The organism is Nocardia vinacea, assembly GCF_035920345.1.
Taxonomy (GTDB): domain Bacteria; phylum Actinomycetota; class Actinomycetes; order Mycobacteriales; family Mycobacteriaceae; genus Nocardia; species Nocardia vinacea_A.
Genome location: NZ_CP109149.1, coordinates 7,926,291 through 7,945,069, shown reverse-complemented (window position 1 = coordinate 7,945,069; position 18,779 = coordinate 7,926,291). Strand labels below are relative to the sequence as shown.

Here is an 18,779-nt window from a genome sequence, read left to right as displayed (position 1 = left end):
GAGGTGACCATGGCCGAGACCGCGCAGCCGAGGCTGGCAGCGCATACGGGAGGATCGGGCCGACCGAACGTGCTGACGTCCTATGACCCGCGCACCGGCGAAATAGTCGGCAACTATGCCGTGATGAGCGCGGGCGAAATCAACCGCACCGTGCGCGCCGCACGCTCCGCCGAAAAATGGTGGGCGGAACTGGGATTCAACGCCCGCAAACGCTGGCTACTGGACTGGAAACGCAGTATCGCCAGGCGCGCAGGCGAATTGGTGGAAATCCTGTGCGAGGAAACCGGAAAACCGCAGGCGGACGCGGTAATCGAGGTGATGCTCGCCGTCGAGAATCTGGATTGGGCGGCCCGCAATGCCGCACGCGTGCTGGATCGGCGCAAGCTCGGCTCCACCTGGCTGACCCGCAATCAGCACGCGTCGGTCGGCTATCTGCCGCTCGGCGTGGTCGGGGTGCTCGGGCCGTGGAACAACCCGGTGTTCACCCCGATGGGCTCGATCGCCTACGCGATGGCCGCGGGTAATGCCGTGGTGTTCAAACCCGATGAGCTGACCACCGGCGTCGGGGTCTGGCTGGCCGACAGCTGGAACAAGCTCGCGCCGAATCAGCCTGTGCTGCAGGTCGTTACCGGCGATCACGCCACCACCGCGGCGCTGTGTCGCGCCAAGGTGGACAAAATCGCCTATGCCGGTTCGGATGCCGGCGCACGCGAAGTGATCACGCTGTGCGCGCAGACCTTGACACCGGTGGTGGTCGAGCGGAACGGCAAAGGCACCATGGTGGTTCACGTCGACGCCAAACTCGACGAGGCCGCCGAGGCCGCGGTATTCGGCGCGATGGCCAATGCGGGCCAGAACTCCACCGGCATCCAGCGGGCCTATGTCGCCAACTCCGTCTACGACCGGTTCCTGGAACTGGTGATCGAGCAGGCGCGGCGGCTGCGGCCCGGCGCGGACAAGCGCGCGTCCTACGGTCCGATGATTCTGGAATCGCAGGTCGACGTGGTGCGCAAACAGGTGCGCGACGCACTGGCCAGGGGCGGGCGCGCGGTGGTCGGCGGACTGGATTCGATTCGCGATCCCTATATCGAACCGATCGTTTTGACCGAAGTGCCGGAGGAGAGCGTCGCGATCACCGGCGAAGGCATCGGACCGCTGCTGATCGTCAACAGGGTCGCGAATATGGACGAGGCGGCGCAGCGGATCAATGCGGTCGGCAATGGTGTCGCGGTGTCGGTTTTCACCCGGGATGTGCACGGCATCGAATCCTTCGCCGAGCAGCTGCGGGTCGGCGTTGTGACCATCAATTCTTCGACCACCTACGCCGGTATTCCGGCACTGCCGTTCGGCGGGGTCGGCGAATACGGGCAGGGACACCATCACGGCGATCAGGGACTGCGCGAGTTCAGCCGGACGCTGGCGATCGCGCGCAAGCGGTATCGGGCGGCGGTGAATCTGTCCACCTTCGACCGGCACCCACGGCACCTGCGCACGGCCAAGGCCATCTTCCGGATGCGCCACGGCGGTGTTTGATTGCCGTGCCTCCGGCACGGCGTGTTCGCGGCCCCTGGTGTCTCGCGTCCGAGCCGTCGAGACTCGCGACTTCGTCGCATGCGCTTCGACGACTCGGACGCGAGACGGGCCGCGAACAGTCGCTCGTAAGACTCGCTCCGCGCGGGCCGCGGAACGTGCGGACCTGAGCACCTCAGCACTCGGGGGACCTGAGCGCCTCAGCACTCGCGTGACTGTCCGAAGTCCACTCGAGCACCTCACGGCGCATGCACTTCAACGACCCGGACGCGAGACGGGCCACGAACGGTCGCTGGTGAGACTCGCTCCCGTGGTAGCTAAGTGGGCGACGGAAATGTCACCCCAATAGGACTGCTTCCATCAGGGCGCAGACGCGGGCGAGTTGTTCGGGCCGGGGATCGAATTTGGTCAACCGGCCCACGTCGATCACCTGAGCGATGGCGGCGTGCACGCGGAAGCGCGCCTCCACCGGATCGCCGTCGAGCAGGTTGGCCCACTCCAGCACGTTCTGGCGCTGGATGGCGCGCAGCTTGTGCTGTTCGGCCTGCGGCAAATTGCTGAATTCGGCGTAGTAGACCGGCATGATCTCCGGCATCGAGAAGGTGAGCCGGGCCTGGCGGTAGGCGATGCGCCGGACCGCGTCCGGACGGCTGGTGGCCTCGGCGAGCGCCTCGGTGATCGCGATGGCCACCCGGTCGCCGGTGCGGTGGAAGGCGGCGGCGAGTAGGTCGGCCTTGCTGGTGAAGTACCGGTAGACGCTGGAGGCGTTGATGCCGACGGCCGCGCCGATTTCCTCGATGCTGGCCTCGTGATAGCCCTGGCGACCGAAGATCCGGATCGCCTCGGTGAGCAGCTGTTCGCGTTTCGAGGTGACCGGCAGGCCGCGGGTGGCCGGTCCGGGCTCGGGCTCGGTCGGTGCGGGCGGCAGTTCGGCGCGCAGGATCGACCAGCTCATCTCGCGCAGCAGCGGCATCAGCCGGGCGGTGGCGAGCGTGGTGCGATGCGAGGAGATGCTGGCGATGGCGCTGAGCACCCCGGCGGCGAGCATTGCCACATCGGCGGGCGGTGCGCTGGGGCGCAGTTGTCCGATCGGTTCGGCCAGCGTCGCGTTGAGCGCGTCGTAGACCTTCCTGATCCGGGCGCGGTCCTCGGCCTCCAGGTAGCGCCGCTCCCAGCGATACAGTCCGGCCTCGCGGCGGATATCGATGGTGTGTTCGCTGATCGCCTTGATCAGGGCGTCGAGCCTGGGTTCAGGCTCCAGATCCGGGTCGTCGGCGGCGCGCGCGACCCGCAGCAGGTGCAGTGCGCCTTCTTCGGCGGCCGCGACCAGCAGCGCGTACTTGTTCGCGAAGTGGCGATACAGCGCGGGCCCCGAGATGCCGACCTCCGCGGCGATCTCGTCGACGCCGACCGGGTAATACCCGCGTTCGCTGAACGCGCGCGCGGCGGCCCGGATGATCTGTACCTTGCGATCCTTCGGGCGCCGCCGCACCGACTGCGCCTGCTCCGCGCCCGTCCTGCTCCCACCCGCGTCAGGCCGCGCGGAAGCGAGACCGACCTCGCTGCGATCCGCGACCATGTAGCTCTCCGTTCCGGTACGGCGCCGCTGGTTGACAGCGCCGGACAAATCATCCTAAGTTAACCACAATTCGCAAAGTTAACCGTCATTCATGGTTCCCACTAGCGATTGCTTGCAGATCGCTCGAAAGAACCGGACCCGCCGAATTCCAGACCAGGAGCACCAAATGAGCCAACCGGATTCCGCGACCGCACCCGCGGGTTTCAGTGCTGTCCACGACGGCAAGGTGCTCCGGGTCACGATCACCAAGCCCAAGCGCAAGAACGCCATCGACTACGACACAATGGTCGCCCTCGGTGACACCTTCCTCGCCGCCGCCGAGGACCGCTCGGTGCGGGTGATCGTACTGACCGGCGAGGGCGGCGACTTCTGCACGGGGGCCGATCTTTCCGCATCGGCCGCCGAGGCGCAGCGCGGCATCACCTCGGACATGGTGATGGATGCGGCCAACCGACTCGTGAAAGCCATTGTGGACGCCCCGATTCCGGTCATCGCCCGAGTCAAGGGCGCGGCCGCGGGTGTCGGCGTCGGCATCGCGCTCGCCGCCGATCTGGTTTACGCCGCCGAGGATTCCTACCTGCTGCTCGCCTTCATCAATATCGGTCTGATGCCCGACGGCGGTGCGGCAGCCATGGTCGCCGCTGCGGCCGGACGCCCGCTGGCCGCCGAAATGGCCCTGCTCGGCGAACGACTCTCCGCGCCCGCGGCCAAGGCGGCCGGGCTGTTCACCGCTGTGGTTCCCGAGGACGAACTCGACGCAAAGGTCGAGGCTGCCGCAGCCAAGATCGCCGCGGGCCCGCGCCGGGCCCTCGAACTCACCAAGAAGGCGCTCAACGCCGCAACTCTCTCGGCGCTGGACACCGCCCTCGCCGCCGAAAAGGCCGGCCAGAGCGAACTGCTCCAGTCCCCCGACTTCTTCGAGGGCGCGACCGCCATGCTCACCAAGCGCAAGCCGGTCTTCGCCGACTGATCGCACGAACGCACGGGGCGCGGAGTGATCCCGGACACAAGTGCGCACACACAAGCGACTATGTTGATCGGCTATGGCTTACCTGGTTACCGGAGCAACTGGGTTTATCGGTCGATTTCTCATTCCCGAGTTGCTGAAACGGGAGGGGGATATTCATGTACTGGTCCGGCCGGGGGGCGATTCGGCGGACCGGTATACCTGTTGCGCTCGGGAGTGGATGGGTGGCGAGCGGGTCCGGCCGGTGCGCGGGGATATGGGCGCTCCCGGGCTCGGTATCGATCCGGCGTGGATCGCCGAGCATCGAGGGTCGATCGAACATGTCTTCCATCTGGCGTCGAGTTATGACCTCGCCGAACGGGGCAGCGGCACCAGGCATGTCGTAGATGTCGCAGAGCAGCTGAAAGCCACTCTGCTGCACCATGTCTCGACGGTTGATGTGGCGGGCGGTTTCGACGGCCTGTTCACCGAGGACATGTTCGACGAGGGGCCGATGCCGAGTTCGCCCATGCAGCGGGCGAAATTCGAGGCCGAGAAGATCGTGCGCGAATCCGAGTTGGGCTGGCGGATCTATCGGCCCTCGATCGTGATCGGGCATTCGCGCACCGGTGAGATCGATCGAATCGAAGGACCCTACTATTTCTTCCGGCTGCTGCGGATGGCCGCGCAGCTGCCGAGGATTCTGCCGGTGCTGGTGCCGAAGCTGGGTGAAACCAATATGGTCCCGGTCGATTTCGTGGCTCGCGCACTGGCCCACATCGCACACCGACCCGACTCGAACCACACCACCTACCACCTGGCCGATCCGCGCCGACAGAGCGCAGCCGAGGCGCTGAATCTGTTCGCCGACGAGGCCGGTGCACCGCATCTGGTGGAGGTGATGCCCAAGCGCACACTGGAGATGATGCTGCGCGTCCCCGGCACGAGCTGGCTGCTCCCCCGCGTCGGCGTCCCCCAGGATGTGTTGGAGCACAGCGAATTCAGCTGCTGGTTCGACTGCCGCAACGCCACCGCCGCACTGACGGGCACGGACATCAAGGTGCCGCCCTTGGCCGCCTATGCCCCGGTGATCTGGAAGTACTGGATCGAAAACTGGGTGTGATCAGCCCGCCCGCTCGTATTGAGTATTTCGATATGGGCTATGCCCTGCGCATGTTGTTCGCCTAGTCGCCCGTGACGGTCAGGTAGATCAGTGCCACATTCAGCAGGCTGATGATGATGGCGACGAGCCAGGCCAGGCTGGTGGTTACGCGGTGGTTGACGTCGGCGCCCATCAGGATGCGGTCGCTGGTGAAGCGGACCAGGGGGATCAGGGCGAAGGGGATGCCGAAGGACAGCACTACCTGCGAAATGATCAGTGCGCGAGTGGGGTCGATGCCGACCGCCAGGATCAGGATGGCCGGTATCAGGGTGACCAGCCGCCGAACCAAGAGCGGAATCTTGCGGTTCAGCAGCCCCTCCATGATCATCGCCCCGGCATATGCGCCGACCGACGTCGATGCCAGACCGGAGGCCAGCAGGCCGATCGCGAGCAGCAGCGCGGCGACGGGGCCGAGCGCATCGCCGACGGCGGCATGCGCACCCTCGAGGGTGTCGACATTCTCGCGGCCGCGCAGGGTATTCGCGGCCATCAGCAGCATGGCCATATTGACCGTGCCCGCGAGCACCATGGCCAGTCCGACGTCGTATCTGGTGACCCGCAGCAGCCGTGTCCGCATCGGCCCCACTTCGGGCTGACCGTGCCGATCACGGGCCAGTCCGGAGTGCAGGTACACCGCATGCGGCATGACGGTCGCGCCGATCATGGCCGCCGCGAGCAGCACACTTTCGGTGCCTTGGAACCGCGGCAGCAGACCACCGACGGTGCCGGAGATCGACGGCGGCGAAATCACCACGCTGGCCAGGAAGCCGATGGCAATGATGGCGAGCAGACCGGTGATGACCCGCTCGAACGGCTTCTGCCCGCGCTGGTTCTGCACCAGCAGCAGCGCCATCGAAACCACACCGGTGATCACGCCACCGACCAGCAGCGGCAGATCGAACAGCAGCTTCAGCGCGATCGCACCGCCGACCACCTCGGCCAGGTCGGTGGCCATCGCGACGGTCTCCGCCTGCACCCAATAGGCAAGGCGCACCGGACGACTCGACTTGGACCGCACCGCCTCCGGTAGCGACATACCGGTGACCAACCCAAGCTTCGCCGACAGGAACTGCACCAGCCCGGCCATCACATTGGCCATGACGATGACCCACACGAGTAGGTAGCCGAACTGGGCGCCCGCGCTGATATTCGATGCCACATTGCCGGGATCGACATAGGCGATGGCCGCTACGAAGGCCGGACCGAGCAAGACGCTGACGGATCTCGCCCGGGTCGTCGCGTTCCGCGCCGACTCGACCAGGGTTGTACTCATAGAACAGAATTTTACGGCTTGCCGAACTTTTTGTTTAGACTCTCCCGCTTCCCTGGACTCAGGCCAGACTCAGCTGCCACAACCGTCACATCGGCGGCCGCCGGTTGGACCTCGTTCGACTCAGCCCGTCCCCGGCGAGTTACCCATGTACTGCAGAAACCAGTCGTTACCTAACGCGCGACCAAAAAAGAACCGACCGCCGACTGTGCGCAAGGTCACAGTCAGGCGGTCGGTTCTAGATCGCGGAGACAGCTCAGAGGCCGAGGCCCTTGGCGAGGGTAGGCCAGGAGGCGTGCAGCTCGTCGTTCCAATAGCCCCAGGAGTGGGTGCCGTTGGGGCGGAAGTTGAAGGTGGCGGGGATGCCGAGCGAATCCAGCTTCGCCTTCATATTGTTGGTGCAGTAGTTGGTGCCCGCCTCGATGACACCGCCGATCAGGATCTGGTTGGCCAGACCGCCGGACCCGGGAAGGGCGTACTGACCGTCCAGGGTGTCGTACGGGCCCGGCAGACCGTTGCCGGTCGAGATGTAGAGATCGGTGCCGCGCAGACCCTCGGCATTGACATAGGGATCGTTCGCCTTCCAATCCGGCGAACCCATGGGGCCCCACATGTTGTCGACATTGCCGCCGCCCCAGGTCTCGACGGTCAGCTTGACGAACTCCGAGCCGACCGGATCACTGGTCTGGGCGCAGCCGCTGTAGGCCGCGGCGGCCTTGTACAAGCCCGGCTTGGCGATCGGCAGCGCGAGCACGGTGGTGCCCGAGGTGGACAGGCCCGCGATGGCATTCGTGCCGTTGGTGCCGAGCGCGCCGTCGATCAGCGGCGGCAGCTCCTCGGTGAAGAAGGTCTTCCACTTGTTGCGGCCGAGAACCGGATCGTCCTTGATCCAGTCGGTGTAGTAGCTCCACTTGCCGCCGATCGGCTGGACCACATTGACGTTCTTGTCGCCGAGGAACTTCAGCGCATCGGTCTTGGCCACCCAGGACGCGCTGTCCTCACCGCCACCCGCACCGTTGAGCAGGTAGAGCACCGGACGCGGCGCCGAGGCGTCGGCGGGGCGCTGCACGTCGACCGGGAAGGTCCGGTCCATGGCCGCGGAGTAGACGTACAGGCGGATGCTGCGGTCGTCCTTGTACTCGGCCTTGGTGATCTTCGAGCCGTCCGGCGCGACCGGGTTCGCCAGCAGCGTCTTCGAATCCATGATCGGATCAGCCGTCGCGGTAGATGCGCCGAAGCCGGACATGACTCCCGCGAATACCGCGGTTGCCGCGATCACCGCCGCCGCACGTGTGCCGCGACGCCGGATCAGACTACGCATCAATTTCACACCTTCACTTCGTATCGTGATTACGGGAGGGCTTCCCCTGGCCGCGGGCATGCACCGCGGCCGACCATACGGCCTATTTAGTCGTGACGATAGTGGACATCGTTACCGCAATGTTGCTCCATCATGCCTCAGCGGCCGGAATGTGATCATGCTCGCCCCGGATATTGCTGACCGTATTCGGCCAGCCCGCCGAGGGCCCGGATCCAGTGTTCGGCGAAGGTCTTGACCTCGTCACCACCGAATACCTCGGCCGCGTAGTCGAAGCGCACGAGCAGGCCTTCGGCGGTGGCGTCGGCGGTGATATCGAGCAGCAGATCCGTGGCCGGTGCGTCGGTGTGCACGCGCGCCGGGCGCAAATCTCTGTAGCGCAACGCACACCGGCCTGCGGGGAGTGCGGTCAGGGCCGCGGCGGTATCCGGATTCAGATAGCACAGCAGGCCGTAACCGACGCCATAGGACGGCACGGCACCGGTGAGCCGTTTGACCTGCTCGATCGCGATACCCGCCGCCCGACCACCGACCAGCGCCTCCTGGATGTTCACCCCCTCCAGTTGCAGCGGGAGCGGGTAGTCGGTGGTGAAGGCGCCGACGAGGGTATCGGTCTCGGCCATCGCCCGGCTGTCGGCGGGCAGCCGGACCACCGGCCCCATGGCCTCGGTGACGGTTTCGCCCGCGGAGGTGATCTGTGCGATCGCCAGCGCGGTGAGCAGAACTTCGTCGACGCTGGCACCGTGCGCGGCGGCCGCGGCGACGACGGCGGCGGTGCCCTCGGTCGTGATGGTCAGCGAGACTCGGCGCCGCGCTCGCAGGTTCTTGTTCGTGGCACCGGCCTTGGCGGCGGGGACCGCGCTCAAGGTGTGGTGCCACCACGCCACTTCCTCGATTGCTGCCGGGCCGCTCGCCCCCTCGGACAGCACCCGGAGCAGGTCGGACAGTCCGGCCTCGGGGACGGCGGGCGAGCGGTGCCTGCCACGCGACCAGGCCAACGACAGCTTGTCGATGATGGTGCGCCAGGAGGTGTCGTCCACGACGAGGCCATTGGCGACGATGACCATGGTCGAGGGCACCTCGCGGCCGCCGACCAGTACGAAGCGGATATTGCGGCCATGGACCGGATCGAGTTCCGTGGCGACGGCACGCACCACATCGTCGACCGGCGGCGGGGTCTGCTCGATGCCGTATTCCAGGCTGAGGAAGGCCTCGTCACGGCGCTGCGCCTCAGGCGGGATTTCGAAGACCGGATCGGCGCCCGCACCGTCACGGTGCAGCCGGACCCACAGCATCGGATGCTGTTCGAGCACCGTATCGACGGCGAATTGCACCGCTTCCGGTGAGTAGTTGGGCGGGATCTCGAGGGTGACGACGCGCAGTTCGACACCGGAGTCCAAGAGCCGCACAGCATTCGGGGTCAGCGACAGCGGGATGGGGGCATCGTCGGGTTCGTCGGGGCGGTGTGGGACGGCGTACTCGATCGGATCGTCGTCGTGGATGACCGCGAATGGAGCGCGCTCGGGTTGGACGGCAATCTCGGGTTCGTCGTCGTCGAGTTCCAGTACCGGGGCCTCGACCGTCGGGGGCCGGTCGCCGGTCGGTGCGGTGTCCTCGGCCGGTTCCGGGACATCGATATGTATCGGGGCCAAGACCGATGTCGGGTAGTCGTGGTCGAACGCGGCCGGATCGGCAAGCGGTGCCGCGTACTCATATCCCTCCGGTGCGGCGGCGTACTCGACCGGCGCGAATGCCTCGGCTTCGGTTGGCTCCGTCGCATTCTCGACCGGGGGCTCGGGCTCGGTGAGCAAGGCGGCCAGGACGGGTCCGATTTCGGCGAAGGCCGCCGGAGACGTCATCAGCTCATGGGTCGCCTCGACGGGATGCTCGTTGATCGTGCCGTCGACATACGGCCGCCAGGCCCGGGATTCGGCGGTGTGGCCGGTGGCGCTGAAGAAATCGAGTGTGCCGTGGAAAACCTTGTGCTGATGGTTGATTCCGAGCTCCACCGAGCGCACCGCGCCACGGTAGCTCTGACGCAGGCGTTCCGGGGTCAGCAGTGCCAGTTCCGGCGGAATGTTGGCGTACAGCACCGCGAGCGCCTCTTCGGTGAGGTTGCGGATATTGCTGTCGCCCAGCAGGTCCGGGCCGATGCCGAGTTCGGCGAAGGCCGAGCGTAGCTCCGCCCAGAAGTCGGCGATATTGCCGCCGGTGCGGCTGTCCAGCATGGCGAGCAGGGCGACTTCCGCACCCGCGGACTGCAATTCGACCGCTACCGCATGGGCCAGCGCACCACCGAGCGACCACCCGAGCAGCCGGTACGGCCCCTCGGGCTGTACCGCGCGGATCTCCTCGACATAGCGCCGGGCCATGGCATCCAGCGAATCCGGCCGGAAGTCGGATTCGGACAGTGCGGGCGACTGTACACCGAAGATCGGGCGGTCGGCGGACAGATACTGCGCGAGACCGGTGTAGCACCAGGACAATCCGGCCATCGGATGGATGCAGAACAGCGCTTCGCCGGTGCCGTGACGGATCGGCAGCAGCACATCGAGTGCGGCCTCGGCGTTCAATCCGTATTCGTAGGTCTCGGTTTCGTCGGCGGCCATGATGCGCTGGGTGAGCGCGGCGACGGTCGGATCGGTGAAGAACCACTGCACCTGGACCGCGATACCGGTCAGCTCGCGCAGCTTGTTCACCGCGCGCATGGCGGCCAGCGAACTGCCGCCGAGTGCGAAGAAATCGTCATCGGAGCCGACGAGGTCGATGCCGAGTACCTCGGCGTATACGTCGGCGACGGCCTGTTCCTGCGGCGTCGATGGCGCGAAATAGGGGCGCGGGGCGAGCTCGGGCGCGGGCAGCGCCGCCCGATCGAGCTTGCCGACCGGGGTCAGCGGCACGTGGTCGAGGACCACCACCGCCGAGGGCACCATATGCCGAGGCAGACTGCGCGCGGCGTATTCGATGAGCGCACCGGTATCGATGGTCCGCCCCGCTACCGGAAGCACGTAGGCGACGAGAATCTTTTCGCCCGTTGAGTTTTCCCGACCGATCGTGACGGCGAACTCGACATCGTGGTGCCCCCGCAACACCGCATCGATTTCACCGAGTTCGATGCGCAGACCGCGGATCTTGAGCTGGAAGTCCGTGCGACCGACGTATTCGAGCTCCCACTCCCCTGGTTCGCCGACCCAGCGCACCAGATCGCCGGTGCGATACATCCGCGCACCGGGCGGACCCCATGGATCGGCGACGAAACGTTCCGCGGTCAGCGTGGGACGGTCGTGATAGCCGCGTGCCAGCGCGGTGCCACCGAGATGCAGCTCGCCGACCGCACCCGGCGGCACCGGGCGCAGCCGCGAATCCAACACCACCATCGGCGTTCCCGGCACCGGGCCGCCGATCGTGATGCGCTGTCCGGCGATCATCTCGCTCCAGGACGCGGCCACCGTGGCCTCGGTCGGACCATAGCCGTTGATGAAATGCCGTCCCGGTTGCCATTTGGCGACCAGCTCGGGCGAGCTGGAATCGCCACCGCAGCACAGGAATCGGAATTCGTCCAGACCGGCCGGATCGACGGTGCCGAGCACGGCGGGGGTGAAGATCGCGTGCGTGACCCGCTCGGTGCGCAGCAGCGCGGTCAGATCCGCGCCGCCGAGGATGGTGGACGGCACGATGACCAGCGTCGCGCCGTTGTGGAAGGTGCAGAGCCACTCCAGAATCGACGGATCGAAGCTCGGCGAGCACAGATGTAGGAACCGATGCTGCGGACCGAGCTGGAACACCGCGCCGGCGTTCTCGACGGCACCGCCGACGCCGACCTGGGTGACGGTGACGCCCTTGGGTGTGCCCGTCGACCCGGACGTGTAGATCACGTACGCCGGATGCTGCGGCAGCAGCGTGCGCAGCCGCTCGGCATCGGTGATCGGCGATGGCGACTTACCGGCCACGGCCGCGTGGATCGCGGGATCGTCGAGCTGTAGCCAGCTGGTCTCGATCGACTCGTCGGGCAGCCGCTCGGTGTAGGTGGAGGTGGTGATGCCGAGGACGACACCGGAATCGGTCACCATGTGCCGGATCCGGTCCGTCGGATAGGTCGGGTCGATCGGCACGTGCGCGCCACCGGTCTTGGCGACGGCCCAGAACGCCGCGACCATCTCCAGCGAACGCGGGAAGGCAAGGGCGACAAGGCTCTCCGGGCCGACGCCGCGATCGATCAGCACCCGAGCCAGCCGCGACGAGTATTCGTCCAGTTCGCGGTAGGAGATCGAGCGACCGGCGGTGCGCACCGCGACATGTTCGGGATCGACGCTGACCGCGCTGGTCACCAGGTCCGGCAGCAGCCGGACGGCGGGCGTCTCGCCGCGCCGCACTGGTGTCAGCGCCTGCTCTTCTGCGGCGCCGAGCAGCCGCAGGTCACCGATCGGGGCATCCGGCCGCGCGACGATCTCGGTGAGCAGCCGGGTGAACCGGGCGGCGAACATCTCGATCGTCTTGTCGTCGAACAGGTCTCGCGCGAAGTTGAACTCACCGCGCAGGCTCTCTTCGGCGGTACCGGATGCCCACATGGTCAGCGAGAGATCGAATTTCGCGGTGTCGACGGCGAAATCGAAGGTCTCCGCGCGTAATCCGGGCAGTTCGAAGGTGCTGGTCGGCAGGTTCAGATACGACATCGACACCTGGAACAGTGGGTGCCGAGCCGTGGAACGGGGCGGATTGAGCAGTTCGACCAGTCGCTCGAACGGGAGGTCGGCATGCGAAAATGCTTGCAGGTCGGTGTCTTTGGCATCGGCGAGCAGATCACCGAAGGTGCGGTCGCCGGGCGCCTGTAGCCGCAGCACCAGCGTATTGACGAACATGCCGATCATGTCGTCGAGTTCGGCCGCGCCGCGACCGGCGACCGGGGTGCCGATGGCGATATCGGCGGTGCCGGACATGCGCGCCAAAAATACCGACAGCGCGGCGTGCACCACCATGAACATGGTGGCGTTGTGTCGGCGGGCCAGGCGCACCAGCCCGGCGTGCACCAGCGGGTCGATCTCGAATTCGGTGCGACCGCCCGCGAAGGTCCGCAGCGCCGGGCGCGGCCGGTCCGCGGGCAGGTTCAGTTCGTCGGGCAGATCGGCCAGTGCGGTCCGCCAGTATCCGGCCTGTACCGAGATCAGGCTCTCCGGATCGTCCTCGGAGCCGAGCACATTGCGTTGCCAGACACTGAAATCCGCATACTGCACCGGCAGCGGTGACCATGAGGGCAGCTCACCCGCGCTGCGGGCCGAGTAGGCCAGCATGACGTCGCGGACCAGCGGCGACATCGACCAACCGTCGGCGCCGATGTGATGGGCGACGAATACCAGGATGTGATCAGTGTTGTTTCGAGCGACCTGCGAGCAGTCGCTAGCGGCGGTATCGAGCCGGAACAGGGTGGCGCGGAAGGGCACCTCGACGGTGACGTCGAAGCCCGCCGCGACGACCTGCTGCACCTGCTGCACCGCATCCGATTCCGCGATCGGAATCGGGACCAGATCGATCGGCACTTCGTTGGGTGCGAGCACCTCCTGCACCGGACCGTCGGCGGTCTGCGGGTAGACGGTGCGCAGCACCTCGTGCCGCGCCACCATATCCTCGACCGCCGAACCCAGTGCGGCGATATCGAGCTCGCCGGACAGCCGGATCGCCACCGGGATGTGATAGGCCGCCGAGCTCGGATCGAACTGGTTGATGAACCACATCCGCAACTGCGCCAGCGACAGCGGGATCTGCTCCGGCCGCAGTCCGGCCAGCAGCGGCTGTCGCCGACCGGAACCGGCATGGGTTTCGACCTTGGCGGCGAGTCCGGCCACGGTCGGCGTCTCGAAGATCGAGCGGACCAGCACCTTGGTATCCAGTGCGTCGCCGACCCGGGCCGCCACCTGCGTCGCCAGCAGCGAATTACCGCCCATGGCAAAGAAATCGTCATCGCGCCCGACGCGCTCCGCGCCGAGCACATCGCCGAAGACACCGGCCACGATCTCCTCGACCGGTGTTGCCGGCGCGCGGAAGACCTGGGTCTCGAACTCCGGATCGGGCAGGGCGGCGCGATCGAGCTTGCCATTCGCATTGCGCGGCAAGTCCGTCAGCGTGATGAACGCATTGGGCATCATGTACGACGGCAGCACCGCGGCCAGCGCGGCCTTCAGTTCGGCGACCACGACCGCCTCGTCGGCCGGTACGACATACGCCACCAGCCAATCACCGATCCGCGCATCGGATTTGACGAGCACCGCGGCCTGCGCGATCTCGGGCCGGGCGAGCAGCGCGGTCTCGATCTCGCCGAGTTCGATCCGGAAACCGCGGATCTTCACCTGGAAATCGCTGCGGCCGTGGTACTCCAGCTCACCGTGCTCGTTCCAGGACACCAGGTCGCCGGTGCGGTACATCCGGGCACCGGATTCGAATGGGTTGGCCACGAACCGTTCCCCGGTGAGATCGGTCCGCCCGAAGTAGCCACGCGCCAATTGTGCACCGGCCAGGTACAACTCGCCGGATACGCCGACCGGCACCGGCCGCAGGCGCGAATCCAGTACGTAGACATGACTGTTCCACTCCGGCCCACCGATCGGCACCGTAACCGCGTCGGCGTCGGTCACCCGATGGCTGGTGATCGAGACCGCGGCCTCGGTAGGGCCGTACAGGTTGAACAGGTCCGCGCCATTGCCTTGACGGAATCGCTGCGCGGTCGCGGCCGGCAGCGTCTCACCGATGGCCAGCACCCGGCGCAGCGATCGCGACAGCTGACCGGTCGACAACGCGTCCAGCATCGACGGCACCACATGCAGGGTCGTCACCGACTCGCGTGCCATCAACTCGTTCAGATAGGCCGGATCCCGATGACCGTCCGGCGCGGCGACGACCACCGTGCCACCGCATACCGCCGCCGTCCAGAACTCCCAGACCGACAGGTCGAAGGTGGCGACCGTCTTGAGCAGCAGCACCTCATCGGCTCCGAGACCGAATTCGGCCGTCTCCCAGAGCAACTGATTGACAACCGCGCCGTGCGGAACCGCGACGCCCTTCGGCTGCCCGGTCGAACCCGACGTGTAGATCACGTACGCGGTATTCCCCGGCAGCAGTGCACCGCGGCGTTCGTGCGCCGTGAGCGGGGCGTCCGAGTAGCGCGACAGGTCGAGCTCATCGATCGTCACGGAATCGACGGCGTCGGTGTGGAAACCGTCGTGCACGGAGCTCAGCAGGCAGACCGGTTGTGCGGTTTGCAGGATGTACTCGACGCGTTCGGCGGGTTGATCCGGATCGATGGGCACATACGCCGCACCGGATTTCGCCACCGCGTACATGGCGACGATCAGATCGACCGACCGGCGGATGCCCAATGCCACCCGGTCCTCCGGGCGCACACCGCGCTCGATCAGATACCGCGCCAGCCGATTCACCCTGGCGTCGAGTTCGCCGTAGCTGAGTTTGCGCCCCGGCTGATCGGATACCACCGCCACCGCATCCGGCGCGGCGGCCACCGTCGCGTCCAGGAGCGACACCAGCGTCATGGTCGCATCGATCGGGTGCGCGGTATCGTTCCAGCCCGCCAGTATCCGCGAACTCTCGTCACCGGCGAGCAGTTCGATCTCGCCGACCCGCACCGACACATCGGTGAGCACGGCATCGAGCACCCGGACGAACCGGTCGGTGAATCCTTGCACCGTCGCCTCGTCGAACAGGTCGGTGGCATAGCCGAAGTTCGCCACGATCCCGGCGGGCGCACCCTCGTCGGTATAGCGGTCGGCCAGCGAGATGTGCAGATCCGTCTTGGCCAGCTGCAGATCGAAATCGACGGTGGCAACCGAGAGTCCGGGCAGCTCCAAAGTGGTCTCGGCCAGGTTCTGGAAGGAAAGACCGACCTGGAACAGCGGATTGCGGGCGATCGAGCGGACCGGATTCAGCGCCTCGACGATTCGCTCGAAGGGCACATCGGCGTTGGCGAAGGCCTCGAGATCGCGCTCGCGCACATCGGCGAGCAGGGCGGCGAAGCTATCACCGGGACGCACCCGCGTCCGGAAGACCAGGGTGTTGACGAACATGCCGATCAGATCATCGAGTTCGCGCTCGCCACGACCCGCGATGGGCGTACCGACCGCGATGTCGTCGGTGCCCGACAGCCGGGCCAACAGCACCGCGAGCGCCGCATGCACGACCATGAACAGCGAGGCGTGATTGGCCCGCGCCAGCGCATGCAGTTGGGCGTGCCGATCCGCCGAAATCTCGAACCGCACCGACCGGCCCTGGAACGACTGGGCCGGCGGGCGCGGGCGATCGGTCGGCAGTTCCAGCTGGTCCGGCAACTGCGCCAACGTCCGTCGCCAGTAGGCGATCTGCTGTGCGGCCGGCGATTCCGGATCGTCCTCGTCACCGAGCGCCTCGCGCTCCCACAGCGCGTAGTCGGCGTACTGCACCGGCAGCGGCTGCCACAGCGGCGCCTGTCCGTGCATCCGCGCGGCATAGGCGACCATGAGATCGCGGGCCAACGGTCCCATCGATGCGCCGTCGGCCGCGACATGGTGCACGGTCAGGGCGATCACATGCTCGCGCGGCGCCAGGCGGAACAGCGCGACCGCGACCGGAACCTCGACGGTCACATCGAAGGTCAGCACGGCGAAGTCGATGAGCCGACGCACCAGTTCGTCCTCGGCCACATCGACCGGCACCATGGCGAACCGCGTATCCGGCACCGGATGGATGACCTGATGCGGCCGCCCACCGATGCTCGGATAAGTGGTCCGCAGCACCTCGTGCCGGGACAGCACATCGCCGATGGCCAGCCCGAGCGCCGCCGCATCCAGCTCACCCGTGAGCCGCACGGCGAGCGGAATATTGTCCACCGCCGAGGTTTCGGTATCGAACTGGTTGAGGAACCAATACCGCTGCTGCGCCAGCGACAACGGAATCAGTTCGGGCCGCTCCCCCGCGACCAGCCGCGGCCGACTCCGACCGGATCCGGCGGTGCGTTCGACCACGGCGGTGAAGGCGGCGACCGTCGAAGCATGGAACAGATCGCGGACCGCCAACTGCGTATCCAGCGCGGCATCCAGCCGTGCGGTCACCTGGGTGGCCAGCAGCGAATTGCCGCCGAGCTCGAAGAAGTCGTCGTCCAGGCCGACGCGCGCGACACCGAGCACATCACCGAAGGTGCCCGCGACGATCTCCTCGACCGGCGTCGCGGGTGCGCGGAACACCTTGGCCTCGAGTACCGGTGCGGGCAGCGCCTTGCGGTCCAGTTTGCCCATGGGCGTCAGCGGCACCTTGTCGAGCACCATGATGCACGCGGGCACCATATGCGCTGGCAATTTCCGCTCTACCAGGGCCTTCAGCTCCGCCATATCGACGGTCAGCCCGTCGATGGGGTGCACATAGGAGGCCAACACGGTGGTACCGCTGTCGAGTTCGTGCCCGACGGTGACCGCGAAATCCACATGGTCGTATGAGCCGAGTACCGCGTCGATTTCGGTGAGTTCGATGCGGAAGCCGCGGATCTTGACCTGGGAGTCGTTGCGGCCGAGGTACTCCAGTTCACCGGTCGCGGTCCAGCGCACCAGATCGCCGGTGCGGTAGAGCCGGGTGCCCGGTTCGAACGGGTTGGCCACGAATCGGGCCGCGGTGAGCGTCTGTTGGCCGAGGTAACCGCGCGCCAGTTGCGCACCGGCGACATACAGTTCGCCGACCACCCGGTTCGGCACCGGCACCAGCCGATCGTTGAGCACATAGGCGGCGATGCCGTGGATCGGCGAGCCGAGGGTCACCGGCTCCCACGGCACCATCGGCGCGGTGATATTGGTGGCGATGGTGGCCTCGGTCGGGCCGTAGGCATCGAAGAATTCGCGCAGCAGCCCGCCCGCGATCGGTAATACCCAGCGCCGCACCAACTGCGGCGGGCAGACCTCACCACCGGTCACCACGACCCGCAGTTCGTCGAGTCCGGCGGGCTCCACCGAGGCCAGGGCCGCGGGTGTCACGAAGGCGTGGGTCACCCGCTCACGCCGCAGCACCGCGGCCAGTTCCGCGCCACCGTAGACGGTCGGCGATACGACCACCATGGTGGCCGCGCCGCCCAATGCCAACAGCAGTTCCAGCACCGACGCGTCGAAGGACGGCGAGGCGAAATGCAGTGTCCGGGCGGCGCTCGTCACCCGGTATCGGGTCCGCTGTTCATCGCAGAAGCCGGATAGTCCCTGGTGGGTGACCACCACGCCCTTGGGGACGCCGGTCGAGCCCGAGGTGTAGATGACGTAGGCAGGATGTGCGCCGTGCAGTGGTCGCACCCGATCCTGATTGGTCACCCGGTCCACCGGATACCGCTGCAGCTGTTGCGCGGTGATCGGGTCGTCGAGCGTCAGCCATTCGGTACCGCTTGCGACTGCTTGCAGGTCGCTCGAAACGACACTGCCGGGCAGGCCGCGGCGGACCGCGGCGACGGTCAAGCCGACGCTCACACCGGAGTCGGTCAGCATGTGCGCGACCCGATCCGCCGGATAATGCGGGTCCACCGGCACGAATCCGGCGCCGGTCTTGGCCACCGCCCACACCGCGAGCACCGCATCCACCGACCGCGGCACGGCCACCGCGACCAGATCCTCCGGTCCGACACCACGATCGATGAGCAGCCGGGCCAGCCGGGTCGAACGCTCATCCAACTCGGCATAGCTCAGCCCGCCGGAAGTGGCATCGGCATCGGCGAATACGACGGCGAGGCCGCCGGGATTCGCCTCGACGGCGGCCGCCATCAGCTGCGGCAGGGTGATGACGCGCGTCCGCTGTGCCCTTGTCCGAGCCGGCCGCACCCGAGCCTGGCGCGTCACCTGGTCACCACGCCCTCATGCCGACGTTGTGCAACCACCCGAAACATGAAGGAGCTCACCTACCCTGTAATCCCTAAATAGTGCTCCCCTCCCAGCGCTTGCTCAGAAGCATCGCATGGTCAGACGCCGATCG

At 66.8% G+C, this 18,779-nt stretch carries 7 protein-coding genes; 3 read left to right on the top strand and 4 right to left on the bottom strand.

The genetic code is table 11. The features are described 5' to 3' along the window. Positions 1-9 precede the first annotated feature (9 nt). The gene (locus OIE68_RS35975) at positions 10-1,533 is read left to right on the top strand and encodes an aldehyde dehydrogenase family protein (protein WP_327101947.1); all 1,524 of its coding nucleotides are present in this window, start codon (positions 10-12) and stop codon (positions 1,531-1,533) included. A gap of 334 nt (positions 1,534-1,867) precedes the next feature. On the opposite strand, the gene OIE68_RS35970 is transcribed toward OIE68_RS35975, so the two are convergent. Beyond that, positions 1,868-3,109 (bottom strand): TetR/AcrR family transcriptional regulator, encoded by a 1,242-nt coding sequence (locus OIE68_RS35970; protein ID WP_327095389.1) that lies wholly within the window; start codon positions 3,107-3,109, stop codon positions 1,868-1,870. Between the two features lie 166 nt (positions 3,110-3,275). Here OIE68_RS35970 and OIE68_RS35965 point away from each other — a divergent pair, with 166 nt between their 5' ends. Together OIE68_RS35965 and OIE68_RS35960 are read left to right on the top strand one after the other, a co-directional pair. Next, positions 3,276-4,079 (top strand): enoyl-CoA hydratase-related protein, encoded by an 804-nt coding sequence (locus tag OIE68_RS35965; RefSeq protein WP_327095388.1) that lies wholly within the window; start codon positions 3,276-3,278, stop codon positions 4,077-4,079. 73 nt (positions 4,080-4,152) lie between these two features. Continuing rightward, complete coding sequence (locus OIE68_RS35960; protein ID WP_327095387.1) at positions 4,153-5,178, top strand: SDR family oxidoreductase; 1,026 nt, start codon at positions 4,153-4,155, stop codon at positions 5,176-5,178. A gap of 61 nt (positions 5,179-5,239) precedes the next feature. Here OIE68_RS35960 and OIE68_RS35955 read toward each other — a convergent pair whose 3' ends face one another. From OIE68_RS35955 to OIE68_RS35945, 3 genes are all read right to left on the bottom strand, one after another. Next, complete coding sequence (locus OIE68_RS35955) at positions 5,240-6,490, bottom strand: Nramp family divalent metal transporter (RefSeq protein WP_327095386.1); 1,251 nt, start codon at positions 6,488-6,490, stop codon at positions 5,240-5,242. A gap of 253 nt (positions 6,491-6,743) precedes the next feature. Next, the gene (locus OIE68_RS35950) at positions 6,744-7,733 is read right to left on the bottom strand and encodes an alpha/beta hydrolase family protein (protein WP_327101946.1); all 990 of its coding nucleotides are present in this window, start codon (positions 7,731-7,733) and stop codon (positions 6,744-6,746) included. Positions 7,734-7,963: 230 nt separating this feature from the next. Next, positions 7,964-18,646, bottom strand: a complete 10,683-nt coding sequence (locus tag OIE68_RS35945) for a non-ribosomal peptide synthetase (RefSeq protein WP_327095385.1) — start codon at positions 18,644-18,646, stop codon at positions 7,964-7,966. Positions 18,647-18,779: the final 133 nt, after the last annotated feature.

Bases quoted from the DNA above. Each gene is read 5' to 3' on its own strand.
- OIE68_RS35975 (WP_327101947.1), top strand. From the start codon at position 10: ATGGCCGAGACCGCGCAGCCGAGGCTGGCAGCGCATACGGGAGGATCG.
- OIE68_RS35965 (WP_327095388.1), top strand. From the start codon at position 3,276: ATGAGCCAACCGGATTCCGCGACCGCACCCGCGGGTTTCAGTGCTGTC.
- OIE68_RS35970 (WP_327095389.1), bottom strand. From the start codon at position 3,109: ATGGTCGCGGATCGCAGCGAGGTCGGTCTCGCTTCCGCGCGGCCTGAC.
- OIE68_RS35950 (WP_327101946.1), bottom strand. From the start codon at position 7,733: ATGTCCGGCTTCGGCGCATCTACCGCGACGGCTGATCCGATCATGGAT.
- OIE68_RS35960 (WP_327095387.1), top strand. From the start codon at position 4,153: ATGGCTTACCTGGTTACCGGAGCAACTGGGTTTATCGGTCGATTTCTC.
- OIE68_RS35955 (WP_327095386.1), bottom strand. From the start codon at position 6,490: ATGAGTACAACCCTGGTCGAGTCGGCGCGGAACGCGACGACCCGGGCG.